The following is a 23,472-nucleotide window of genomic DNA, read 5'->3' as shown; positions in this document are numbered from 1 at the left end:
GCCACCATGCCTTCTGCCAACCGCCCCACCCGCATCGGCATGATCGTGCCGTCCTCCAACACCTGCCTCGAACCGCAGACGTACCGCATCCTCGGTGACCGCCGCGACGTCACCATCCACTCAACCCGCATTCCGGTAACCCGGATTGCCTTGGACGATTCCTCGGACAAGCAGTTCGATTCCTCCGTGATGCGTGCCGCTGCCGAACTGCTGGCGACCGCGAACGTGGACGTGATCGCCTGGAACGGCACCTCCGGATCCTGGCTGGGAGCTGCCCACGATCACGCCATGGTTCGCGAGATCACCGAGGCCACCGGCATCCCGGCCACCACGTCCACGCTCGCCTACCTTGACGCGTTTGCTTCGTTTGGGACCGAGCGGATCGGGCTGTTCACTCCGTATACCGCGGACGTGAACGAGTCCGTGATCTCGTCCTACGCCCGTGAAGGAATCAAGACCCTGGACCACCGGCACCTGGACCTCAGCGACAACGAATCCTTCGCCCGGGTGACCGATTCGGAGATGCTTCCCGGGTCCCTTGAGTTGGCTGCCTTGCACCCGGATGCCTTGGTCTACCTCTGCACCAACCTGTACGGCGCCAACATCACGGCGGAGGTGGAAGGCCGCACCGGAGTACCCGTTCTCGATTCCGTGGCGGTGACCTTGTGGCATGCCCTGAAGCTGGCCGGCGCTCCGCTGCTGGACCCGAAGTGGGGCAGGTTGTTGGCCGACCCAGCGTAGGATCGGCTGCCGGTACCGGGGCTTAGGTCGGTGCTGGGGGTTGTTGGCTGCTGGGGGTTACAGCCCGCCCCGCGCTCCTTCCCAGTTACTCCACCCTTGCCCCGGCGTGTCTGCCCGAAACGCCGGGTTTTGAAGGTCCCGGGCTCCACTAACTGGGAGGGAGCGCGACACAATAGCGTGCAGATGTTCGTGAACATAGTCCGGATGCAGACGCCGTGCGACGATTTGTCCATCACTTTCGCATCGCACCATTTCTCACCGTGGGGGACCCATGTCTGACAACACACAATTCAACGCGCCGGAAAACAACGGGTCCGGTTCACAGCCCAGTCCGGAACCGCAATTTGGTGTCCGCGTTCCTTCGGGGGCCGGCCCTGAGATCCCGGCGTGGCACCCCGAAGCCGCACCGTCCCAGCAAGGCGATCAGTTCGGGCAGGGCAATCAGTTCGGGCAGGGTAACTCCGTCGCCAGTGCTGTCCCCCGCGAGGACGTTGGACGCGGAACCCTCTTTGCACTGGCGGCCCTGCCGATTGGTGTCATCATCTGGATGATCATCTGGAGCCTTGGATGGATGTCTTCCCTGGTGACATTCGCGGCTGCGTTCATGGCCGCCAAGTTCTACGTCGTCGGAGCGGGCACACTGAGCCGGAAGGGTGTGTGGGTAGTAGCCGCGGTCACGGTAGTCACCGCCCTGGCATCGTTTGTTGGCGGACTGTGGCTTGACGCCGTGAGCTTCCTGGGCCGCGAGCCCCTGGCCATGGTGTTGAACTCCGAGCCGTGGCTGCTCTTGGGCGACAACTTGGCCTACAACCCGGAATTCGTCTCCGGTTACATGGGTGACTTCCTGCTGGCGCTGCTGTTCGGAGCCTTGGGCTGCTTCTTCACGTTGCGCCAGATGTTCGTGGCAACAAAGGAAAGCTAGAACACGTGGCCTGAGCTCAGGGTTGTTGGCTGCCGGGGCCTAGGTCGGTGCTGGGGCTTAGGTCGGTGCTGGGGGTTGTTGGCCCCGCGCTCCTTCCCAGTTACTCCACCCTTGCCCCGGCGTGTCTGCCCGAAACGCCGGGCTTTGAGGGTCCCGGGCTCCACTAACTGGGAGGGAGCGCGGCCACCAATGTTTTTGTGTGATCTCAGCTGTTACAGGGATCGGCCCGAACCCGATACCGCAGGAACAACCCGATACCGCAAGAACACTGCGCCGTTTCCGAACGCGCGTTCCTGGATCAGCTCAAGCCGGACTTCCATGCCGTCGGGAAGCCCCTTCTTCCCACCACCGATCAGCACCGGAACGATATAGAGTTCGCATTCGTCGATGAGGCCTGCCCGGAATGCCTCCGCGGCGATCTCCGGTCCGCCGATGAGGATGTCGCTGGTAGCTGAGGCCTTGAGCTCGCGGACATCGTCTGCCCGGAACTCCCGTTCCATCCGGGTATTGCCTGTGGACGGAGAGGTCAGGCTTCTGGAGAAGACCACTTTCTCAGCCGCACGCCACAACCGCGCGAAGTCGTCGAAGTACGCGGGCGCGGAACTTGTGTCCATGGATTCCCAGGCGCTCATCACGTCGTAGAGGCGCCGGCCGTACAGGTAGTGCTGCACGGATCGCTCACGGTTGTTGATGAATCGGTGCACTTCCTCGTCCGGTGTGCCCCAGTCGAAGTTGCCGTCGACGTCTGCAACATAGCCGTCCAGGGACATGATCGCCCCGTAGATCAGCTTGGCCATCGCGCCTCAATCCTCGTCGATGCGTTCGAGCAGCTGGCCAAGGGCGTCGCGGATATCATCGTGATCATATTGGCCCGCGCGGCTCTCCGCCGAGATGACCCCGCATCGATGGATCTTCTTGAAATCGCCAATCGGGAATTTGTAGTGGCCCTTTTGGTCATCCGGATGCTCGTCGTCCACACCGAGGTACCACTTGGAATACTCGGTGTGACCGTGTTTATCCAGGAACGCATTTTCCTGTTTGGTTGATGGCGCGTGCTCGCTCCAGTCATCGCGGGTGTCCTTGACCACCTTGCCATCGCGGATCAAATGCTTCGCGTGGTCAAAGGCCTTTTTGTTGAGTTTCACAGTCATAGCGCAACCTCGCTTGGAAAGGGCTGTTGGCATGGTTGGGGTACCTCGTAGAAACCACCCTAGGACCGCGCGCGGTGTGCCACCATAGCCCCGGCTCGCAGAGCGGCTCGGGAGCTCGCAGATCGGCTGAGGAGATCGAAGGCCGGCTCGCGCAACGGCCCGGAGGCGGCATCGGGAAATCGTGTCTACCTGAGATCCGTACAAGCTGTGTCTGTACAAAAGTGTTCTCTCACCGCGGCGTACGCGACGCAATTCGGCCGGGAAATTTGTGGCTCCGGGGCTACAACCCTTTTACGGCGCCGAGCACTTTGGTCAGCGAATCTTTCGCATCGCCAAAAAGCAGCGTGGTTTGCGGTTCGTAGAGGAGTTCGTTCTCAATTCCGGCAAAGCCAGGGCGCATGGAACGCTTGAGGAACACCACCTGCCGGGCGTCAGCGACTTCCAAGATAGGCATCCCATAGATCGGCGAACCGGACGTGGTCTTGGCTGCAGGATTCACGACGTCATTGGCGCCGACCACCAAGGCTACGTCTGCGGTCTTGAACTCGGAATTGATCTCGCTCATTTCCTTGAGCGACTCGTACGGCACGTTGGCTTCGGCGAGCAGCACATTCATGTGGCCGGGCATGCGTCCGGCCACAGGATGGATGGCGAAGTCCACCTCGATGCCCCTGGACTCCAGGGCCAAGGCCAATTCGGCGGCAGTGTGCTGCCCCTGGGCCACGGCCAATCCATATCCGGGAACAATAATCACGCGCTGCGCATAGCCCAAGAGCACGGCAACGTCCTCCGCGCTGGACGAACGAACAGGGCGCTCACTTACGGCTGTGGAGCCCGCTGTGGAGCCGCCCTTGAAGGCACCGAACAGGATGCCTGCCACGCTGCGCCCCATTGCCGCGGCCATGGCGCGGGTGAGGATGGTACCGGATGCCCCCACCAACGTTCCGGCCACAACCAGGAGCACATTTCCAAGCACCAGCCCCGAAGCAGCCACCGCCAAACCGGTGAAGGCATTCAGCAGCGAAATGACAATCGGCACATCAGCGCCGCCAACCGGAAGCACCAGCAGGATGCCGGCAACCAGCCCCAGTATCAACAGCACCAGCGCCAGCCCGAACGAGCCGTTCAGGATCACCGCAATTCCCGATCCCACGGCTGCCAGCAGCACCGCACCCATCAGCAAAGGCAACCCGGGGAAGGTCACGGGCCGGGTTGTCATGAGCCCTTGGAGTTTGGCGAAGGTCACGGCAGAACCGGCGAAGGACACAGCTCCTACCAGCAACGTGAAGACGATTGCCAGGCGCACCCAAGGATCACCCGTGTGTGAGAGCTCCAGCAAAGCGACAAGGGCAGCCGCACCACCGCCCACCCCGTTGAACAGGGCCACCAGCTGCGGCATCTGCGTCATCTGAACCCGTCGTGCCACCGGAGCAGCCACGCCCGAACCCACCGCGATGGCTCCTAGAATCCACGGAATATTGTCCAGCTTCACGGAGACAAACACGGTAATTACGGCCAATATCGCCCCAAAAGCACCAATCAGATTCCCGCGTCGGGCGGTCTTTGGCGAGTTCAACCCTTTGAGTGCCAGGATGAAACACGCGGCGGCGGCAAGGTACAGGAGGGCGGTCCAGACAGGACTCAGCAGGGTCACTTGGCGGGCTCCTTACCGGCAGCTTCGGCGCCGCTCGACGAACCAGCACTACCTCCGGAACCAGCTCCCGACGGCGGCCGCTGCCTTCCGCGGAACATCTCCAGCATGCGGTCGGTCACCACGAAGCCGCCCACGAGGTTTGCGGTAGCGAGGACCACGGCGAGCAAGGCAACCACGAGCACCCACGGATCCGATGCTTGGCCGGCCACGATGACGGCTCCCACCAAGATGATTCCGTGGATCGCATTAGCCCCGGACATCAACGGTGTGTGGAGGGTGCTGGAAACCTTGGAAACGACCTCGAACCCAACAAATACCGCCAGCACGGTGATTGTCAGCAGGCTCATGCCATCCATCAGTTCGCTCCTTCGCTGCCACGCCGCAAACTCCCGGCATTGCCCGGCTGCAAACCCGCAGCGGGGCCACTCCCGGTGTGTGCGCCCTCGGCAACCGTCTCGCCGGCGAGCGCAGCGAGAGCCTCCGCCGTGGGCGCGTGCCGCACCTCGCCGTCGTGCGTCAGGCAGGTGCCGGCGACAACTTCGTCCTCGAAGTCCGGTGTGACCACGCCGTCCTGCGTTATCAGTGCGATCAGGTTGGCAACGTTTTTTGCGAACAAACGGGAGGCATCCGCCGGCATGGCCGAGGCCGGGTCCTTCATTCCCACCAGAGTCACGGAGCCCTGTCCGTCGGCTGTGGGGATGTGGAGATCCTGCCCGGGGATGCAGCCCTCGACGTTTCCGCCGGACTCTGCCGCGAGATCCACCACCACGGATCCGGGGCGCATTCCCTGGATCATCTCGCGGCTGACCAGAAGAGGGGCCCGTCTGCCCGGCACGGCCGCAGTGGTGATGAGGACGTCCGCCTGCGCCACGTGGGGTGCGAGCAGTGCGCGCTGCAGGGCACCACGGTCTGCGCTGAGCTCACGGGCGTAGCCGCCGGACGCCTCAGCCGTTTCCAGGTCCAGTTTGATGAACGTTCCGCCCATGGACGCGACCTCATCCGCTGACGCAGGCCGGATGTCGTTGGCGGAGACGCGGGCACCAAGCCGTTTGGCCGTTCCAATGGCCTGCAAACCGGCCACCCCGGCCCCCAGGACCAGGACGCGGGCCGGCGGGATAGTCCCGGCCGCCGTCATATACAGGGGAAAGAATCGCGGAAGGCGCATGGCAGCTTCCAGGACACACCGGTAGCCGGCAACAAGCGCCTGGGAGGTCAGGGCATCCATGGACTGAGCGCGCGAGATGCGTGGAACCAGTTCCAGGGCGAAGGAGGTCACGCCCCCGACGGCGAGCGCCCGCACCGTAGGTAACTCCGACGACGGCGACCCAAGGCCCACGGTGACGGCGCCCCGGCGAAGGGATCCCGCCGTCGACGGTTCCAGGGGACGCACGTGGCAATAGACGTCCAGGCTGCCAACATCCAACTCTTGGACCACCACGGCACCTGCGTGCCGGTAGTCGTCGTCGCTATGGCCTGACGCCAGTCCCGCGCCCGACTCGATCTGCACTTCCAGTCCCAAGCCCGCCAGTTGCTTGACCGTTTCCGGCGTGGCGGCCACGCGGCGCTCACCGTCGAGCCGCTCGCGCGTTATGCCTGCTTTCACCCGCCACCCCTCTTCCGGAACTCTCCAGAAACCAGTTGGCACGAGTCTATGGCTCACCGGGCCACGACGGGAGTAGGGGGCTGCGCTATGTGGACAAGTCGCATAAGGTCGAGGAGAGCTGGGAGCAACCAGCCACCACACCGTCGACGAGCCGGTTCCGGCCGTGCCGTCGGAAAGGAATGCCGCTGTGGACACTTTCAAGATCGGCTATTTCGTCGGAAGCCTCTCAAGTACGTCAATTAACAGGACCCTCTCCAAGGCGCTCATCAGCGTGGCGCCACCGGAGCTGGAATTCACTGAAATTCCCATCAAGGATCTTCCGTTGTACAGCTCGGATTACGACGCCGACTTCCCGCCTGCCGGGCGGGCCTTGAAGGACGCGATCGCGGCGTCGGATGGAATCCTTTTTGTCTCCCCCGAATACAACCGCTCAGTCCCTGGCGCACTCAAGAACGCGATCGACTGGGGATCACGGCCTTGGGGCACCAACTCGTTCGCCCGCAAACCGACCGGCATCATTGGCGCCTCACCCGGCGGGATCGGCACAGCGGTCATGCAATCGTCCATGCGCAGCGTCCTCAGCTTCCTCGACGCCCCACAACTCAACGCGCCCGAGGCGTACATCCGGTTCAACGCAGACGCCTACGCCGAGGACGGTTCGGTCAAAGACGAAGCCACCGCCGGCCTGTTGCGCCACTACATGGCGGAATACAGCGCGTTCGTCCAGCGCGTCCTTGCGGCCAACGCACCGGGGCACATTGGTGACCAGGAACCCGATTCGGCCAAGCTGACCCGGTAGCACATCATGTGCTGGACCGGCGTTCGAAACGTCGGCGTTGGTCCGCATGGGCGTCTTCCAGGAGTTTCAGTGCCGTTCCTGTGGTGCGACTGCCGGGGTTCACGATCGCCACCCATCCCAATGCACCGTAGACAGGGTGCGGAAGAACGACGTCGGCCTCGCTGAAGTCGCGAACGGCAAAGTCCTTGGGGCTTTCACCTGTGAGATCCGTGAACTTTGCTTGGCCGACGTGGATGTTCAGTCGCCACCGGCCTTCGGGGTCGAGCTTGGACAGGGCGTCATCGGGATAGTCCTTGGTGACGATGGTCGCGTACGGCTGGATATTCTTGGGGACACTTCCGTCCGGGGAGTAGTAGAAGAAGTGGTCTCCCCACGCGATCTCCGGGAACTCGCTTCCTTCGCCCGGCGCGAGTTCCAGCACGCCATCGAAGGCCCGGACGGCTTGGAGGATGTGTTCCATACTCATGCTTCACTCCTGGGCGTTCTGCCGCCCGGCTAGCAGCCGGCCAATTGCACTGGCTTCAAGGTTCTCCAGCAGCGCCCGCGGGTTCTCATAGACCTCCACGGCGCCAGCGTGTCGTAATTCAGCTGCGCTGATTCCGCCGCAGGTCAGGGCAATGGTGTGCACGCCTATTTCCGCGGCAGCCTTAACGTCCCACACAGCATCACCAACGAAGACGATGTCCCGGGGGCCCAGCCCGAGCTTCTCCATGCATGCCAGCAGAATGTCCGGAGCCGGTTTACTCTCCTTGGCGTCATTGGAGCTGGTCCAGGCATCGATCGCGGAGTCGGCGTCAAGCAGTCGCCGGCAAACATCCAAGTCCCGCTGTTGGGCAGACGATGCCAGGCCCACCGCCAATCCAGCCTGGGAACACGCGTTCAAGAGTTCCTTCGCGGCGTCGAACGGCCGCAGGGCAGGCCAGAACGTGGAAAAGACGGCACCGTGGCTTGATTTCAAGACCTCCTGGGTCTCAACGGAGCAATCCGCGAGGACCTGATGAATGAGCTTGTCGCCGCCCATGCCCACGCATCGGTGGATGGTAGACATCTGGACGTCCAAGCCTTCCCGCCGGAAGGCCAGCCACCACGCAAGAGTGTGTAGGTAACTGGAGTCGATCAGCGTTCCATCGACATCGAAAAGGACACCGCGCTTGGTGGACATTTTGTAAGACTACTGACCGTGCGGTCCCTCAGGAAGACCCACACTGCGTATGCGCCCGTTGACCTCACCAGACATATTCCGTAACGCTGGAAATACGCGTCTGCAACTTGTTGTTGCCGCCTGTATGACAACAATCGGAATCATCGGTGCAGGACACATTGGCAGCCAGGTTGCACGCAAGGCCGTGGAACAGGGATACGACGTCGTGATCAGCAATTCACGGGGTCCCGAAACTTTGGCGGAACTTGTGGCTGAACTCGGCCCGCGCGCCCGGGCCGCGACGGCCGCCGACGCAGCAGCGGCGGGCGATTTCGCCGTCGTGACCGTTCCACTCAAGAACTATCAGGACATCCCCGCGGGACCGCTTGAGGGCAAGATCGTGATCGACACCAACAACTACTACTGGGAGCGGGACGGCCGCATTCCCGCCCTCGACAACGGCGAGGAGACCACATCCGGGCTGCTCCAGAAGCACCTCCCCACGTCCAAAGTGGCCAAGGGCTTCAACCACATCTTCGCCAAGGACATCACTACGGACGGCACCCCGGCGGGGACACCCAACCGGCGCGCTCTCGCCACGGCGAGCGACTTCCCCGAGGCCGCCGAGCTCGTCACCAGGCTCTACGACCAGTTCGGCTTCGACACCGTCAACATCGGCCCGCTTGAAGACAGCTGGCGCGTCGAGCGCGACCGCCCCGCCTACGTCATCCGGCAGACCGCCGTCGAGCTCCAGGAGAACCTCGCCAAGGCGACCCGTACGGTCTAAGAGGAGACGCCCGACGGCGGCACCGCTCCAGTTCCTGAATGACGACGAACTGCGCTCATCCCGTGCTGCATGAAGTCGAGCGGTTCGCATCACGAATTGGGTTAAGCGCGCACTGGATGGTTGGCCCGTCTTCCCTGATGCTCGGCGCATAGGGCATCAGGGAAGACGGGTTATGCCCGAAATGAGCCCAACCCAAGGAGCAAAGATGACTGTCCACAGTGAGCAATGGCCCGCAGGAACACCCAACTGGGTTGACCTCAGCGTTGACGACCTCCCCGCCGCCAAGGCTTTCTACACCGAGCTTTTCGGGTGGGAGTATCTGTCCGGTGGAGAAGAGGCCGGCGGCTACCTCCTGGCCAGCCTCGGTGGCAAGGCAGTGGCAGGATTGGGGCCCAAGCAGGGCCCCGGAATGCCTACGGTCTGGACCACGTACCTGGCGTCGGACAACGCCGACACCACGGCCAAGGAGGTCGCCGCAGCTGGTGGCCAACTCATTGCTCCGCCCTTTGACGTGATGGATTCCGGCCGCATGGCTGTCGTGGCGGACAGCGTCGGCGCCGCCTTTGGTATCTGGCAGGCCGGAACCCACATCGGCGCCGAGCGCGTCAACGAGCACGGGTCCTTGTGCTGGAACGAACTTCACACCCGCGACTACGCTGCGGCCCGCTCGTTCTACTCCGACGTTTTCGGCTTCAGCTACCAGGACATCAACGAGGAAGGCTTTATCTATTCCACGTTCAAGCGCCCGGGTGACGGCGTCGAAGTCGGCGGCGTCCATCACGACACCGACATCCCCGACGGTGCCCCGAACTACTGGCTCGCCTGGTTGGCCAGCGACAACGTTGACGCCACCGCCGCCAAGGCTCGAGAACTGGGTTCAACACTGTTGGTCCCAGTGATGGATAGCCCCTTCGGTCGCATGACAATAGTGCAAGGACCGCAGGGCGAAGTGTTCGGCGTCATCGCGACACCGCAAACCAGGGCCCAGTAGCCCCGGTCGTCTGGCGTGCCCTAGGCTGCGGCCGGGTCCAGGGCTCCACTGATGAGCTCATGGGCGTGCGCCGCGGCCAAAGGCGCGGCCAGGCGGTGCACTGCCTGGAACGTCCTCCGGACAGCCGGGCCGTGCCACTCAGGTGGAAGGTAGTCGGCCGGCAGGTTGGGATCGCGGTACGGGAACCGGCGCCACATGGTCAGCATCGGAATGTAGTAGCGGAAGGCATCGCGCCGCTCTTCTTCGGTTGATGCCGCGAGAGCAGCCACTGGATCGTCGCCAACCCGATCAGCCCATTGCTGCTCCGCGCCCTTGTAGAGCTCCAGGAACTCCGTGAAGTCCTGATCCAGCTCGTTCAGGTCCCACCACTCCGAGATCTTGGGCCGCATGGGGCCGTCAAAGACGTAGTCGCTGCGGAACAGGTCTACGAATTCGATGAGCCCACTGGCAGTGAGTCGTTCCCTGGCCTGGTCCAGCTTGTGTGCGGGCGCGATCCACACGCCCGAGGCAACGGATCCGAATCCCAACCCGGACAGTTCGGACCGCAACTGGTGCCTGCGGTTCCGCATCGATTCCGGCACAGAAAACACCGCCAGCACCCACGTGTCCACTGGCGCAGGTTGTTCGGGGGCGAAGATCCGACGGTCGCCTTCGCGGAACACGTCGCTGATGGATTCCGCGATCTTGTACTTGGCAATGCCGCCTTCACGCACGCTCTTCAGCACACCTTTGGCTTTGAGCCTGGACACCGAAGACCTCACGCCCGGCGCGTCATAACCCAGCGTGCCCAGCATGGAAATCAGCGCTGAAACCGGCAGTGCGTCGCCCGCGTTCCGGCCGTAGAGACCGAAAATCGTGACCAGGAGTTGCTGGTGGCGCACCGGGGGTGCCGGGACGGCGAACATAAAGGATCCTCATTTCCGCGCCACAGTTCAGGCGGCAGTCATGTTCATCATAGGTGCGGCGTTCCATGAAGATCACGACGACGGCGGACCTCGCCCTGGGTGCCTACGGGACCCTCTCGGTTCGGATTGCCCGGACTGTTCGGACGGCACGGACGAAATGCTCCGGCCACGGCTGCGCGCTTGTGGCGCCCGAGGGGACATGAGCGGTGGTGACTGTCCCGAAAGCTGCCACGACCGAGCCGCCCGAAAGCCCGCCATCCGCCCCCGTGGCGCCCCCGCCTGGACCACCGCCGTCGGGCGTCTCCAAAGCTTGGCCCCGCACCTCGAACGCCATGGTCAGCGAGGTCCGGCCGAGCGCGTGGATCTTCACCGTTGCGGTGACGCGCTGGCCGAACCACAGCTTGGCCTTGTAGTTGATCACTTGCTGGACGCGGGGTGCGCTGGGAAAGTAGTCGGGCAGTTCCAAAATCCGGAAAAGCTCAGCCTCTGCAGCCTCAACCCAGCGGAGGATTGCCGAGTTGTGTTGATGGCCGGAGGCGTCGGTGTCCACCCATTCGACCGTCCGTTCAACGCTCGCCTCCGGAAACGCGTCCATATTGTCTTCCTTATCTCGCAGCCACGGCAGCGTCGTCCGGGTCCGGGTTGGATGCAAGGACAGGTGCCTCGACCACAGGCTTCGGAATCATCGCCACAGCTGCGGCAGCCAGGACCGCGATGCCGGCGAAGATCGCAAAGTTGGCTTCGAACGGGAGCTTCGAACCCGCGATCCAGCCACCGATCAAAGGTCCGGAGATGGCGCCGAGTCGAGCGAAGCTCAGGGCCCAGCCCGTCGCGGTGCCGCGGATCTTGGCCGGGTAGTAGTCGGCGATGTAGCCCGTCAGGACCAGCGAGGTGGAGATGGAGCCAACCCCTGCGAAGGCCACGAAGAGCAGGTTCACCACCATGGTGTTCGGGAAGACGAGCAGCATGATGCCCAAACCGCCCAGGACGTAGAACACCACCAGGATGAGCTTCTTGCCATACTTATCAGCAGCGCGGCCCAGGATCAGGCCACCGATTGCCGAAGCGAGGCTGAACACGAGCAGGAACGTCAGGGACGAGCCGAGATCGTAGCCGGCCTTCTTCATGATGCTCGGCAGCCACGTGTTGAGACCGTAGACGAGCACCAGGCCGCAGAACAGCGAGATCCAGAAGAAGACGGTGGACCGAAGATACTTCAGCGAGAACATGGTGGTGATGGTCTTCCACCACGGCTCTGCGGACTGCGACCCGGCAGGAGCAACCGGGACAACCGGCTTGTAGTCCGCGATCTTAAGACGTGACGCCAAGGACCGGGCCTGGGTGGAACGCCCCTTGGATTCCAGGTACTCCAGGGATTCCGGGAGGAACTTCCAGATGATGGGCAGGAGCACGATGGGGGCCGCGCCAATGGCGATGACCGCACGCCACCCGCCGCTCGGCAACACGAACAGTGCAGCGAGCGCGGCCGCCACGATGCCCAGCGAATAGCCGGAGTACATGAGGCCGTAGTTGAAGGACCGCTTGTTCGGTGCCGAGTATTCAATGGTCAGGGCTGCCGCCACGGGAATCACGCCGCCCATGCCCAGCCCGCCGATCAGCCGGAAGAGTCCAAAAAGCTCCGGAGTTGGTGCCCACGCTGCGCCGGCCTGGGTGAGCGTGAAGATCACCATGGAAGCCAGAAGCATCTTCTTGCGGCCCACAAGGTCGCTGAGAGTGCCGATGAACAGGGCTCCGATAAGCATGCCGATCAGGGCATATGATCCGAGCCCTCCCAGTTGCAGCGGGCTGAGGTTCCATTCCTTGTACTCTGCAAGCGCAGGGAGTACAGCCCCGAGCACGCCGACGTCGTAGCCTTCGGCGAGGATGGCGAGCCAGCAGCAGAACAGCACCAGGCCTGTGGTTCGCGTGGGCACTTTCCAGTCAGTCATGGGTGCGGCGGCCATGGCTACTTCACCAGAACTGACGTAGCGACCGATGCAGCATTGGATGCGGGCGTCCAGCGCAGGTGCGTGTTGGCCTCTTCGGCGTCCGGTTCCTTGAGCAGCGACAGGCGGGGTCGAACGGCATCGGTGCGCGAGCTCGGCGGCTTGCGGCGGCCGGCACGGAACTGTGGAATCCACTGGGCACCGGGGCCGTGGTATTCCTGTTCGGCGGCGGCATGCAGGGTCCACTGGGGGTCGTACAGGTGCGTACGGCCCAGGGCGATGAGGTCGGCACGTCCTGCCAGGAGGATCGAGTTCACGTCGTCGTAGCTGGAGATGGCGCCGACGGCGATCACTGCCACGCCTGCCGGGGCGGCAACTTCCTGACGGATGCGGTCCGCGAACGGCGTTTGGTAGCTGCGGCCGAATGCGGGCTTCTCTTCCTTGGCCACCTGGCCGGTGGAAACATCCAAGCCGGCGGCTCCGTGTGCGACAAACGCCCGGGCAATCCCGACGGAATCGTCGGAGGTGTTGCCGCCCTCGATCCAGTCGGTCGCCGAGATGCGCACTGTCACAGGCTTGTTGGCGGGCCAAGCCGCGCGAACGGCGTCGAACACTTCCAACGGGAACCGCAGCCGGTTCTCCAAGCTGCCGCCGTATTCGTCGGTCCGCTTGTTGGAGACCGGAGAGAGGAAGGAGGACAGCAGGTAGCCGTGCGCGGCGTGGATCTCGAGGAGATCGAAGCCGGCCTGCTCGGCGCGAAGGGTCGCAGAGACAAACTCGGCCGTGACGGCATCCATTCCGGCACGATCCAGCTCGGCCGGTGTCTGGTTGCCTGGACCGTAAGGCAGCGCGGACGGCCCAACAGTGGCCCAGTTGCCGGATTCGAGAGGCTGGTCGATGCCTTCCCACATGAGCTTGGTGGAGCCCTTCCGGCCGGAGTGGCCCAGCTGGGCGCCGATCTTGGCGGTGGAACGACTGTGAACGAAGTCCACGATTTCCTTCCAGCTGTCCCTCTGGTCATCCGTGTACAGTCCACTGCAGCCCGGGGTGATGCGGCCGGCCTCGGAAACGCAGACCATTTCGGTCATGACCAAACCGGCGCCACCAAGGGCCTTGGAGCCCAGGTGCACCTTGTGGAAGTCGCCGGGGACACCGTCAACGGCCGAGTACATGTCCATGGGCGAGACAACGATGCGGTTCTTCAGCTTCAGTTCGCCGATGCTGAACGGCTGGAACATGGCCGGGGCGGTCTCAGCCAGTCCGTGGGCAGCTGCGAAGTTGCGGTCCACGGCATCAGCGAACCCGGGGTCGCGGAGGCGAAGATTTTCCTGCGTGATGCGGCGGCTGCGGGTCAGCAGGTTGAAGGCGAACTGCGTGGGGTCTTGGTCCTTGTACTGGCCGATCCGTTCGAACCACTCGAGCGAAGCCTGCGCGGCACGCTGGGTGGAAGCGACCACGGGACGGCGCTCTGCTTCGTACGCGGCAAGCGCAGATTCAACGTCCGGGTGTTCGTGCAGGCAAGCGGCCAAGGCGAGCGAATCTTCCATGGCGAGCTTGGTGCCGGAGCCGATGGAGAAGTGTGCGGTGTGGGCGGCGTCGCCCAGCAGCACAACATTATTGTGGCGCCAGCTCTCGTTGCGAACGGTGGTGAAGTTGATCCACTTGGAATTGTTGGTCAGGACCTCGTAGCCGTTCAACTCCTCGGCAAAGATCTCGCGGATCTTGGCGATCGACTTTTCGTCCGAAACGCCCGGAGGGAAGACCTCGTTGGCGGTTTCATCGAAGCCGGCTGCGTGCCACACGTCCTGGTGCATTTCCACAATGAACGTGGAGCCTTCATCCGAGTAGGGGTAACCGTGGATCTGCATGACGCCCCACTCGGTTTCCTTCACGAAGAACTTGAACGCCTCGAACACCTGGTCCGTACCGAGCCACATGAACTTGTTGGTCCGCGGATCAAGGTTTGGCTTGAACGAGTCGGCGTACTTGGCCCGGATCTGCGAGTTGATGCCATCAGCAGCGAGCACAAGGTCGTAGTTGGCTTCGAGTTCCTCAACGGCCGGGGCCAGGGTGCTGAACCGCACGTCGACGTTTAGTTCGATGCAGCGGCGCTGCAACAGCTCCAGCAGCTCCTTGCGGCTCATGGCAGCGAAACCCTGCCCGCCGACGGTGATCATCTCGTCGCCGAAGTGGATGTCAATGTCGGACCAGCGGGCAAACCGGCGGCTCATGTACTCGGCCACCACAGGATCGGCGTTGCCGATCCCGCCGAGCGTCTCATCGGAAAACACGACGCCGAAGCCAAAGGTGTCGCTGGCAGCGTTACGTTCCCAGAGGGTGATGTCGTGCGTCGGGTCCAGCTGCTTCATGAGGGCTGCGAAGTACAGGCCACCGGGGCCGCCTCCAACAATTGCGATCTTCATGGTGTTGCTCCTTCTCAAGCCTGGCTCTGGCCGGCAGGGGTAAGTTCTTGGGTGTCTCTGGTGATGCCGCCGCCGGTGGAGTCCCCGTTTTCGAGGCCCTCGCGGAGCTTGAAATGCTGCAGTTTGCCGCTGGGATTCCGTGGCAGTTCGGTGACGAACCGGACCTCCCGCGGGTACTTGTAAGGGGCGATGGTCTGCTTGACGAAGTCCTGGATGTCCTTGCGCTTGCCGGCATCGCCAATGACGCCCTCGCGCAGCACGACGAACGCGCAAACGATGCTGCCGCGTTCCGGGTCCGGGACACCGATAACGGCGTTTTCCACCACGTCCGGGTGCTGGTCGATGGCGGATTCAACCTCGGGAGCGCCAATGTTATAGCCGGAGGAGACGATCATGTTGTCCGAACGGGACTGGTAGGTGAAGTACCCGTCCTCGTCCTTGATGAACGTGTCGCCGGTGACGTTCCAGCCATTGACGACGTAATTTGTTTGGCGGGCATCGTCCAGGTAGCGGCAACCGGTGGGACCAATGACGGCCAGGCGCCCAACCTGCCCCGCGCCGAGCTCGTGACCCTCCTGGTCAAGGATGGTGGCCCTGAAACCGGGGACTGCGCGGCCTGTTGTGCCAGGCTTGATATCGTCCCCGGCCGCGGCAATGAAGACGTGGAGCATTTCCGTGGCACCGATGCCGTTGACCAGTCGCAGCCCGGTAGCCTCGTGGACGGCGTGCCAGGTTTCCTTGGACAAGTGCTCGCCGGCGGAAACCGCGATCCGCAGGCCGCGGAGCAGCTCGCCCCGGTTCTCCTTGAGGATGGCACGGTAGGCCGTTGGCGCGGTGAACAGGACGGTAGCCCCGGCAGCTGCAGCGTGCTCGGCCAATTCAACCGGTCCCGCCTTTTCGGTCAAGAGCGACGACGCCCCAAACCGCAGCGGGAAAACCACCAATCCACCCAGGCCAAACGTGAAGGCCAAGGGCGGCGACCCAGCGAAGACATCCTCCGCCGTGGGCTCCAGGATGTACCGGGCGAACGTGTCCGCGTTGGCCAGGATGTCCCGGTGGAAGTGCATGGTCACCTTGGGCACACCCGTGGTGCCGGACGTCGGACCCAGCAGCGCGACGTCATCCGCGGAAGTGTCCACCGGGGCGAACTCCCCGTTCTTGGTGGAGCAGCGCGCGGTGAGGTCGCCGTCGTCGTCCGCTCCGTACGCGACCACGGTGACCGCGTCGCCGGCAGCAGTGACGAGTTCGTCCACGAAGCGGTGATCGGAGATCGCCACCACGGGTTTGGTGAGCTGGATCAGAGTGGCGACCTCGCTGGAACGCAGCATCGGCATGGTAGTGACCACCACTGCCCCGGCTTTGAGGACGCCGAGCCAAGCGGCTACGATCCACGGGTTGTTGGGGCCGCGGAGCAACACGCGGTTGCCGGGTACGACGCCAAGGTCTTCGGTAAGGACCTGCGCAACCTGATTGGCTCGCTTTTGCAGCTCGCCGTAGGTCCAGACCGTGCCATCGGGTGTCCGCAAGGCGGGCCGGTCCGCGCCATGTTCAACGACCGCATTGTCGATGAGCACTGACGCAGCGTTGAGCCGCTCGGGGTACTGGAGTTCGGGAAGGGTGAATTCGAGCGCCGGCCAGGTATCGGCGGGCGGCAAGTGGTCGCGGGTAAACGTGTCCACGTGGGCCGATGACATCATGCTCATGGCCGTTCCTTTCAGTGGTGCGTCGGTGAAGCTGCTTTGCCGGTCGCTTCAGGCGCCGGCACGGATCATGCCTTCTTGGGCAACTGTTGCAAGGAGCCTTCCTTGCCGATCGAAGAAGCGGCCCATGGACAGGCCGCGGTTGCTCTGTCCGGATATGGCTTCTTGGGCATAAAGGACCCAGTCATCCGCACGGCCATCGCGGTGGAACCACATGGAGTGGTCCAGGCTTGCTGTGGCGAGCCCGGGGCTGGACCAGTTGAGTCCGTTCACGCGGAGGAGCGGTTCCAGGATGGTGTAGTCGCAGACATATGCCAAGGCGGTGCGGTGGATGTTTGCGTCGTCGGGCAGGCTGTCAAAGGCCTTGACCCAGATGGCTTGCTGCGGCACGGGGCCGCCCTCCAATTCGACATATACCGGACCGGGAATATGCCTCATGTCGAAGCTACGTCCCGCAGACCAATAGTCGGAAGCCGGACCCTCGGCATCAACCAGCACTTCGGCAGCGCTGCGCAGTGATTCGGGCTCGACGGCGGCAGGCGCCTCAGGCTGAAAGTCCGGACCGCCCTCGGGAACCTGGAACGAACCCATGGCGGCATATACAGGTTTGCCGTTCTGGAAGCCGCGGACCGTCCGGGTGGAGTACCCGCGACCATCACGCAGGCGCTCCACTTCGTAGCGAACGCTGGAACCGACGTCGACTGGCCGCATGAAGTAGCTGTGCATCGAGTGGAGCTGCCGGTCAGCGTCCACCGAGCGCATCATGGCCGCGGCGGCCTGGGCCACCATGTCGCCACCGTATGCCTTGGGCCAAGGAACATATTGAGTACTTGCCTCATATGCTTCATCGTGTACCTCCGCGGGCACTGGCGTAAGGTCTACAGCCCTGAGGAAGGTTTCCGACGTCAAGGTTCCAGTCATCATGGCGGTTATGCCCTGCGGTAGTCGGCGAGAGTTTCGTCGGCGACGTCTTCGAGGTTGACCACGAGGTTCTCCGGCGTGCGGGCCGTGAGCCACACGAGGTCTTCCGTGACGGACATGTTGGCCTCAACGTGCGGCATGAACGGCGGTACGAAGACCCAGTCGCCGGCCTTCATATCCAGGAATTCCTGGTAGTTCTCGCCGAAGTAGATGCGGCCATGGCCGCGGAGCACGTAACCGCCGGTTTCAGCCTCGCCGTGGTGGTGCGGGAGTGAGCGGTAGCCGGGGGTATTCGACACCTGGCCGAACCAGATCTTGGTTGCGGGGGTGTGCTGGATGCTGACACCGGAGACGCGGATGCAGTCGCCGGACTGGGCGGTGTTGGTGTCTTCTGCGCCGGCGCGGGTCACCACGGGGACCACCTTGCCGTCGGCCTGCGCGTAGATGGAGTTGTCGCCTTCGAGGCGGTATTCGGTAGCGGTCTGACTCATTGGTTTTCTCCTTGGTTTCTAGACGGTTGCTGCAACGGGGGCGTGGATCCGGAACTGGTTTTCCAGCCGGCCGATCCCGTCGATTTCTGTACTGAGAACATCTCCGTCGTTCAGGAAGCGCGGCGGGGTCATGCCCATGCCCACTCCCCCGGGCGTTCCCGTGAGCACCAGGTCACCGGGACGGAGCGTGGTGAACTGTGAAATGTAGGACAGTAGCTGCGCGGGACCGAACACCAAGGTGCGGGTGTTCCCCTGCTGCACGAGCTCGCCGTTGACGTAGCCACGGACCTCAAAGTCTTCACCCGCGGCGTCCGCGGTCAGCATGACCGGGCCCACCGGCGTCGTACGGTCGAACGCCTTGCCCTGGAACCATTGCAGCGTCCGGCTTTGCCAATCCCGCATGGAAACATCGTTGGCCACGGTGTAGCCGGCAATGGCCTCGCGGGCAGCGGCCTCATCCGCGCGGAACAGCTCAGAACCGACGACGACGGCGAGCTCGGCTTCCCAGTCCACGCGGCCACTGCCCTGGACTTCTACCGCGTCAGAAGCACCGACCAGCGTGTCGGCAAACTTGGCGAAGAGCGTGGGGAACTCGGGCAGTTCGCGGCCCATTTCCTTGATGTGGTCTCCGTAGTTCAGGCCGCAGCAGATCACTTTGCCTGCCCGCGGCAGGAGCGGTGCGAAGTCGGCGTCCGTGATGACCTCGCCCTGCGCTGCAACGGCTTGTGCGACGATGTTCCGCCAATCCGGCTGGGCCAGGAGCTCCCCGACGTCGGCTGCCGGAAGCGCAAGGTACGAGTCGGCGCCCGTGGCGAGTGCCGCCGTCGTGCCTCCGCCGGCTGTCCGCAAAGTGGCGAGTTTCATGCGTTCTGTCCCTTCGAGATTTGATATGTCGACTTTTTTACGATCGTCACATATGCTCAACGTAGCACGGCAGGAATGATCTGCACAGAGGCTTTTCAAAATTTTTCGCAGTTGCCACGACCAGGAGGAACAGCATGAGCCACCAGACGATCAACCCGGAATCGCTCCCCAAGCCGTCCGGTTTCGCGCACGGCATTCTCGCCGGCAATACGGTATTTCTGGGCGGGCAGACCGCGCTGGATAAGAACATGAACATCGTGCCGGGTGGCATCGTGGAACAGTTCACGCAGGCGTTCACCAACGTGCTCACCACGCTGCGCGAGGCCGGCGGACAGCCCGAGGACCTGGTCAACGTGACCATCTACCTCACGGATGTGGACGACTACATGGCGAACGGGCGCGAGATCGGACGCATCTGGCGCGACATGGCGGGCTCGCAGTACCCGGCCATGGCGGGCATCGGCGTCACACGGTTGTGGCAGAAAGAGGCCCTGATCGAAATCCAGGGCATCGCGGTGATTCCGGAGCGGTAAACCCCCGAATTTTGGGGCACGATGTCCCTATGGGAACCGTCACCGAATATCTGGAGAAGGTCAGCGCAGACAACCGCGTCATTCTGGAGCGGATTGTGGGGATCGCACGCGAGCTCGCGCCCGACGCCGAAGAAGGCACCAGCTACGGCATGCCTGCTTTGCTCGTGAACGGCAAGGGCTTCCTGAGCGTGCTCGAAACCAAGAATCACCTGGCACTGTATCCGTTCAGCGGTCAGATTCTGCCTGAAATGGCGGAGGAACTTGGTGGTTACTCCTGGTCACCGGGGACACTGAGGTTCTCTGCGGACAATCCTGTGCCGGATTCGCTGGTGCGCCGGATCCTGGAGACGCGGTTGGCGGCGATCCGTCGGTAGGTTTTGTACGGCAGATGCTCTCAGTGCTTCGCGGAAACGTCCTGGGAGATCGCGTTGGCCGTAGCGACGACTTCCTGGCGCACGGATTCAAGGTACGCATCCGGGTCCGGCTGCGCTGCGACAGCCTGGGCCTGCAAGGACACGTTGATGGCCGCGACATTGTCGCCGTTGTTGTGGTTCCATACCGGTGCCGCGATGGACATCAGCCCGATCTCCAGCTCTTGATCGAGCAGGCACCAGCCTTGCGCACGGACATGCTCGACGGCGGCCCTCAAGTCGGGCACGCTGCCGACGGTTCGCGGGGTGAGCGGGGTGAGTTCCGCCGTCGAAAGGTAGGCCTCCAGCTTGGCCTGGGGCAATCCGGCAAGCAGCACGCGGCCCATGGACGTGGCGTAGGCCGGGAAGCGGGTGCCCACGGTGATGCCAACGTTCATGATCCGGCGCGTGGCGACGCGGGCAACATAGAAGATGTCCGGACCGTCGAGGACCGCAGCGGAGGTGGACTCCCCCAGTTTCAGGCTTAGCTGCTCGAGGTGCGGCTGCGCCAGCTGCGGAAGTGAGAGAGCCGATAGGTACGAATACCCAAGCTGCAGCACCTTGGCCGTGAGCGCAAACGTCTTGCCGTCGGTGCGGACGTAACCGAGCTCCACGAGGGTGTGCAGAAAGCGACGGGCCGTGGCGCGCGTAAGGTCCGTGCGTGCAGCGACTTCGCTGAGGGTCATGACCGGGTTGTTGGCGTCGAACGCCCGGATCACGGCGAGGCCCCGGGCCAGCGACTGGACGTACTGGTCGCTGGCCTGCGGGGTAACTGCGGAGTCGGTCATGGTTACCAATCCTAGGGGGCGTTGCGGGGCCTGCTCTGCACCCCAAAACCCAGGAATAGCGCGCAGAGCGGGCCCCACAACGGGAGCGGGACTAGGCCTCGGCCTTCTTCAAAGGCAAGGGCACGAGTTCCTGGAGTTCTTCGAACGTGCAGCCGAACGTCTCGCGGACTGTGACGCCGTCGGGCCCGGTGAGGAAAACAGCCTTGTCCGTGTAGACGCGGGTGACGCAGCCGACGCCGGTGAGCGGGTAGGTGCACTGTGCCACGAGCTTGGACGCACCCTCGCGGGTCAGCAGGGTCATCATCACGAAGACGTCTTTGGCGCCGGTTGCGAGGTCCATCGCACCACCCACGGCGGGGATGGCGCCGGGGGCGCCCGTGTGCCAGTTGGCGAGGTCGCCGCTGGCGGAGACCTGAAACGCGCCGAGGACGCAGATGTCCAAGTGACCGCCGCGCATGATCGCGAACGAGTCGGCATGGTGGAAGTACGATGCCCCGGGAAGCTCGGTAACGGGGATCTTGCCCGCGTTGATGAGGTCGTCGTCGATCTCGTCCCCAACAGCGGCAGGGCCCATGCCGAGCATCCCGTTCTCCGTGTGGAGGGTGATGTTCTGTTCTTCGGTGAGGTAGTTGGACACGAGGGTCGGCTGGCCGATGCCCAGGTTCACGAAGGAGTCGGGTGCGATGTCGCGGGCCACCAATTGGGCGAGCTCGTCGCGGCCCAGCGGCTTTTCGGAGGTCTGGATGCTTGTCTGGGTGCTCATGATCAAGCCACCTTTCCTGCAGAATCGGCGGAGTCGACGCGGACCACACTGTTGACGTAAATACCGGGTGTCACAACGTTCTCCGGGTCCAAGGACCCGGTGGGCACGATCTCCGAGACCTGCACAATGGTGTGCTTGGCAGCGGCGGCCATGATCGGCCCGAAATTCCGGGCGGTCTTGCGGTACACGAGGTTGCCCTTGCGATCGGCCTTGAGCGCCTTGATGAGGGCGACGTCGGCGTGGATCGGGGTCTCGAACACCTGCCATTTGCCGTCCAAGAACCTGCTCTCCTTCCCGTCAGCCAAGGTGGTTCCGTAGCTGGTGGGGGTGAAGAAGCCGCCGATACCGGCACCGGCGGCACGGATGCGCTCGGCCAGGTTGCCCTGCGGGACCAGCTCCAGTTCAATCTCGCCCGCGTGGTACTTCGCGTCGAAATGCCAGGAATCGGACTGCCGCGGGAAGGAGCAGATCATTTTGCGGACCCGGCCTTCCTTGATCAGCAGCGCCAGGCCCTGATCGCCCTGGCCGGCGTTGTTGTTCACCACGGTCAGGTCCTTCGCGCCGCAATCCATCAGCGCATCGATCAGTTCGAACGGCTGGCCGGCATTGCCGAAGCCGCCGATCATCACCGTGGAACCATCCTTGATGTTGGCGACAGCCTCGCCAACAGTGTCAATGAAATTCAGCATGACCCTTAGACTCCTTCTGAAACACCAGCAGAAACGTTTTCGAGCACCACGGCCAGGCCCTGCCCAACACCGATGCAGATCGCCGCGACACCCCACCGCTGGCCGGAGGCCTGCAGGGAACGGGCAAGGGTGCCCAGGATGCGGGTACCGGAGGCCCCCAGCGGGTGGCCCATCGCGATCGCACCACCGTGGCGGTTCACGATTGACGGGTCGATCCCCCACGCGTCAACACACGCCAGCGACTGCGCGGCGAACGCTTCGTTAAGTTCGACGGCGCCAACCTGGTCCCAGCCGATGCCCGCCTTCGCGAGGGCCTTGTTCGCGGCCTCCACCGGGGCGAAGCCGAAGAACTGGGGATCGTTGCCATGCGCACCACGGCCTGCGATCCGCGCCAACGGCTCCAAGCCAAGAATCCCAGCAGCAGCCTCCGAACCAATCCACGCCGCAGAAGCACCGTCAGACAACGGCGACGCATTCCCGGCGGTGACCGTGCCGCCGTCGGGCCCCGAGCCCTCAGGCCGGAATACCGTCTTCAAACCGCCCAGCTTCTCCGCCGTGGAGCCGGCACGGATGCCCTCGTCCCGCACCAGGTCCGTCCCCGGAACCGGGGCCACCAAAGAGTCGTAGAAGCCTTCGTTCCACGCGGCGTCGGCCAGGTTGTGCGAGTCCGCAGCGAACTGGTCCTGCCGTTCGCGGGTAATCCCATACTTCTCGCGCAGCCGTTCCGTGGCCTCGCCCAGGGAGATGGTCCAATCCTTGTTCATGGCCGGGTTCACCAAACGCCAACCGAGCGTGGTGGACGCGAGCGTCATGTCACCGGCCGGGTAGGGCTTGGAGGTCTTCGGCAGCACCCACGGCGCACGGGACATGGATTCGGCGCCGCCCACCAGCATGAGCTCGGCGTCACCCGCGTTGATCTGACGCGACGCAATAATTGCCGCATCCAGGGAAGAGCCGCACAGACGGTTGACTGTGGTGCCCGGAGTGGAGACCGGCAGGCCGGCCAACAAGGTGGCCATGCGGGCCACGTTGCGGTTTTCCTCGCCGGCACCGTTGGCATTGCCGAAGACGACCTCGTCGATCCGCTCAACATCGAGCCCCGGGGCCCTGCGAACGGACTCGCGAACCACGTGGGCGGCAAGGTCATCGGGACGGACAGCGGCAAGACCGGAGCCGAACTTGCCAAAGGGCGTGCGCACGGCGTCGTACACGAAAGCCTGTTTCATGGATTTCTCTTTCTGCTTGCCCAA

The 23,472-nt window shown here is 63.6% G+C and carries 26 protein-coding genes; 7 read left to right on the top strand and 19 right to left on the bottom strand.

The annotated features are described in order from the left end of the window. The first annotated feature begins 6 nt into the window (after nt 1-6). Both ACIQC5_RS22820 and ACIQC5_RS22815 read left to right on the top strand, forming a co-directional pair. Nucleotides 7-741: an aspartate/glutamate racemase family protein gene (locus ACIQC5_RS22820; RefSeq protein WP_400287380.1), complete on the top strand. Its 735-nt coding sequence runs from the start codon at nt 7-9 to the stop codon at nt 739-741. A 271-nt stretch (nt 742-1,012) separates the two neighbouring features. Next, nucleotides 1,013-1,663 (top strand): hypothetical protein, encoded by a 651-nt coding sequence (locus ACIQC5_RS22815; protein WP_400287379.1) that lies wholly within the window; start codon nt 1,013-1,015, stop codon nt 1,661-1,663. A 212-nt stretch (nt 1,664-1,875) separates the two neighbouring features. Here ACIQC5_RS22815 and ACIQC5_RS22810 read toward each other — a convergent pair whose 3' ends face one another. The 5 genes from ACIQC5_RS22810 to ACIQC5_RS22790 all read right to left on the bottom strand — a co-directional run bounded on the left by ACIQC5_RS22810 (nt 1,876) and on the right by ACIQC5_RS22790 (nt 6,071). After that, nucleotides 1,876-2,460, bottom strand: coding sequence for a dihydrofolate reductase family protein (locus ACIQC5_RS22810; protein ID WP_400287378.1), 585 nt, complete (start codon nt 2,458-2,460; stop codon nt 1,876-1,878). A gap of 6 nt (nt 2,461-2,466) precedes the next feature. Continuing rightward, nucleotides 2,467-2,814: a hypothetical protein gene (locus ACIQC5_RS22805; RefSeq protein ID WP_400287377.1), complete on the bottom strand. Its 348-nt coding sequence runs from the start codon at nt 2,812-2,814 to the stop codon at nt 2,467-2,469. 280 nt (nt 2,815-3,094) lie between these two features. Next, nucleotides 3,095-4,468, bottom strand: a complete 1,374-nt coding sequence (locus ACIQC5_RS22800) for an NAD(P)(+) transhydrogenase (Re/Si-specific) subunit beta (protein ID WP_400287376.1) — start codon at nt 4,466-4,468, stop codon at nt 3,095-3,097. Next, on the bottom strand, nt 4,465-4,824 hold the full coding sequence (locus ACIQC5_RS22795; RefSeq protein ID WP_400287375.1) for an NAD(P) transhydrogenase subunit alpha: 360 nt from the start codon (nt 4,822-4,824) through the stop codon (nt 4,465-4,467). Before ACIQC5_RS22795 ends, ACIQC5_RS22800 begins: the two co-directional genes overlap by 4 nt. Continuing rightward, nucleotides 4,824-6,071: a Re/Si-specific NAD(P)(+) transhydrogenase subunit alpha gene (locus tag ACIQC5_RS22790; protein WP_400287374.1), complete on the bottom strand. Its 1,248-nt coding sequence runs from the start codon at nt 6,069-6,071 to the stop codon at nt 4,824-4,826. The genes ACIQC5_RS22795 and ACIQC5_RS22790 overlap by 1 nt, the downstream gene beginning before the upstream one ends. A 187-nt stretch (nt 6,072-6,258) precedes the next feature. On the opposite strand from ACIQC5_RS22790, the gene ACIQC5_RS22785 reads away from it, so the two are divergent. Next, entirely contained in the window at nt 6,259-6,870 is a 612-nt protein-coding gene (locus tag ACIQC5_RS22785) for an NADPH-dependent FMN reductase (protein ID WP_400287373.1), read from the top strand. A gap of 4 nt (nt 6,871-6,874) precedes the next feature. Here ACIQC5_RS22785 and ACIQC5_RS22780 read toward each other — a convergent pair whose 3' ends face one another. Together ACIQC5_RS22780 and ACIQC5_RS22775 are read right to left on the bottom strand one after the other, a co-directional pair. Next, the gene (locus tag ACIQC5_RS22780; protein WP_400287372.1) at nt 6,875-7,336 is read right to left on the bottom strand and encodes a DUF6194 family protein; all 462 of its coding nucleotides are present in this window, start codon (nt 7,334-7,336) and stop codon (nt 6,875-6,877) included. Between the two features lie 3 nt (nt 7,337-7,339). Beyond that, nucleotides 7,340-8,032 carry an HAD family hydrolase gene (locus tag ACIQC5_RS22775; protein WP_400287371.1) on the bottom strand — a complete coding sequence of 231 codons (693 nt, stop codon included), beginning with the start codon at nt 8,030-8,032 and terminating at the stop codon, nt 7,340-7,342. Nucleotides 8,033-8,156: 124 nt separating this feature from the next. On the opposite strand from ACIQC5_RS22775, the gene ACIQC5_RS22770 reads away from it, so the two are divergent. Both ACIQC5_RS22770 and ACIQC5_RS22765 read left to right on the top strand, forming a co-directional pair. Continuing rightward, the gene (locus ACIQC5_RS22770) at nt 8,157-8,798 is read left to right on the top strand and encodes an NADPH-dependent F420 reductase (RefSeq protein ID WP_400287370.1); all 642 of its coding nucleotides are present in this window, start codon (nt 8,157-8,159) and stop codon (nt 8,796-8,798) included. Nucleotides 8,799-9,003: 205 nt separating this feature from the next. Continuing rightward, the gene (locus ACIQC5_RS22765) at nt 9,004-9,789 is read left to right on the top strand and encodes a VOC family protein (protein ID WP_400287369.1); all 786 of its coding nucleotides are present in this window, start codon (nt 9,004-9,006) and stop codon (nt 9,787-9,789) included. A gap of 20 nt (nt 9,790-9,809) precedes the next feature. Here the strand turns inward: ACIQC5_RS22765 and ACIQC5_RS22760 are convergent, their stop codons facing one another. The 8 genes from ACIQC5_RS22760 to ACIQC5_RS22725 all read right to left on the bottom strand — a co-directional run bounded on the left by ACIQC5_RS22760 (nt 9,810) and on the right by ACIQC5_RS22725 (nt 19,039). After that, a complete protein-coding gene (locus ACIQC5_RS22760) occupies nt 9,810-10,694 on the bottom strand; it encodes a PaaX family transcriptional regulator C-terminal domain-containing protein (RefSeq protein ID WP_400287368.1) in 885 nt (294 codons plus the stop codon). 103 nt (nt 10,695-10,797) lie between these two features. Beyond that, nucleotides 10,798-11,289, bottom strand: a complete 492-nt coding sequence (locus ACIQC5_RS22755; RefSeq protein ID WP_400287367.1) for an acyl-CoA thioesterase — start codon at nt 11,287-11,289, stop codon at nt 10,798-10,800. 10 nt (nt 11,290-11,299) lie between these two features. Then, the gene (locus tag ACIQC5_RS22750; protein WP_400287366.1) at nt 11,300-12,658 is read right to left on the bottom strand and encodes an MFS transporter; all 1,359 of its coding nucleotides are present in this window, start codon (nt 12,656-12,658) and stop codon (nt 11,300-11,302) included. Nucleotides 12,659-12,660: 2 nt separating this feature from the next. Continuing rightward, a complete protein-coding gene (locus ACIQC5_RS22745; RefSeq protein WP_400287365.1) occupies nt 12,661-15,063 on the bottom strand; it encodes a bifunctional salicylyl-CoA 5-hydroxylase/oxidoreductase in 2,403 nt (800 codons plus the stop codon). Nucleotides 15,064-15,077: 14 nt separating this feature from the next. Then, the gene (locus ACIQC5_RS22740) at nt 15,078-16,766 is read right to left on the bottom strand and encodes an AMP-binding protein (protein ID WP_400287364.1); all 1,689 of its coding nucleotides are present in this window, start codon (nt 16,764-16,766) and stop codon (nt 15,078-15,080) included. A 48-nt stretch (nt 16,767-16,814) separates the two neighbouring features. Further along, nucleotides 16,815-17,687, bottom strand: coding sequence for an acyl-CoA thioesterase (locus tag ACIQC5_RS22735; RefSeq protein ID WP_400287363.1), 873 nt, complete (start codon nt 17,685-17,687; stop codon nt 16,815-16,817). Between the two features lie 5 nt (nt 17,688-17,692). Then, the gene (locus tag ACIQC5_RS22730; RefSeq protein WP_400287362.1) at nt 17,693-18,175 is read right to left on the bottom strand and encodes a cupin domain-containing protein; all 483 of its coding nucleotides are present in this window, start codon (nt 18,173-18,175) and stop codon (nt 17,693-17,695) included. 18 nt (nt 18,176-18,193) lie between these two features. Beyond that, nucleotides 18,194-19,039, bottom strand: coding sequence for a fumarylacetoacetate hydrolase family protein (locus ACIQC5_RS22725; RefSeq protein WP_400287361.1), 846 nt, complete (start codon nt 19,037-19,039; stop codon nt 18,194-18,196). Nucleotides 19,040-19,173: 134 nt separating this feature from the next. On the opposite strand from ACIQC5_RS22725, the gene ACIQC5_RS22720 reads away from it, so the two are divergent. Together ACIQC5_RS22720 and ACIQC5_RS22715 are read left to right on the top strand one after the other, a co-directional pair. After that, entirely contained in the window at nt 19,174-19,572 is a 399-nt protein-coding gene (locus ACIQC5_RS22720) for a RidA family protein (RefSeq protein ID WP_400287360.1), read from the top strand. 29 nt (nt 19,573-19,601) lie between these two features. Continuing rightward, nucleotides 19,602-19,946, top strand: a complete 345-nt coding sequence (locus ACIQC5_RS22715; RefSeq protein WP_400287359.1) for an iron chaperone — start codon at nt 19,602-19,604, stop codon at nt 19,944-19,946. Nucleotides 19,947-19,966: 20 nt separating this feature from the next. On the opposite strand, the gene ACIQC5_RS22710 is transcribed toward ACIQC5_RS22715, so the two are convergent. From ACIQC5_RS22710 to ACIQC5_RS22695, 4 genes are all read right to left on the bottom strand, one after another. Further along, nucleotides 19,967-20,770, bottom strand: coding sequence for an IclR family transcriptional regulator C-terminal domain-containing protein (locus tag ACIQC5_RS22710; protein WP_400287358.1), 804 nt, complete (start codon nt 20,768-20,770; stop codon nt 19,967-19,969). 91 nt (nt 20,771-20,861) lie between these two features. Next, nucleotides 20,862-21,533 carry a 3-oxoacid CoA-transferase subunit B gene (locus ACIQC5_RS22705; RefSeq protein WP_400287357.1) on the bottom strand — a complete coding sequence of 224 codons (672 nt, stop codon included), beginning with the start codon at nt 21,531-21,533 and terminating at the stop codon, nt 20,862-20,864. 2 nt (nt 21,534-21,535) lie between these two features. After that, nucleotides 21,536-22,222, bottom strand: a complete 687-nt coding sequence (locus tag ACIQC5_RS22700; RefSeq protein ID WP_400287356.1) for a 3-oxoacid CoA-transferase subunit A — start codon at nt 22,220-22,222, stop codon at nt 21,536-21,538. 5 nt (nt 22,223-22,227) lie between these two features. Next, nucleotides 22,228-23,448, bottom strand: a complete 1,221-nt coding sequence (locus ACIQC5_RS22695) for a thiolase family protein (protein WP_400287355.1) — start codon at nt 23,446-23,448, stop codon at nt 22,228-22,230. Between the last annotated feature and the right edge of the window lie 24 nt (nt 23,449-23,472).

Source organism: Paenarthrobacter sp. NPDC092416 (genome assembly GCF_044755025.1).
GTDB lineage: Bacteria > Actinomycetota > Actinomycetes > Actinomycetales > Micrococcaceae > Arthrobacter.
Note: the sequence above shows the minus strand (reverse complement) of the source record. Positions and strands in the feature narration are given on the sequence as shown.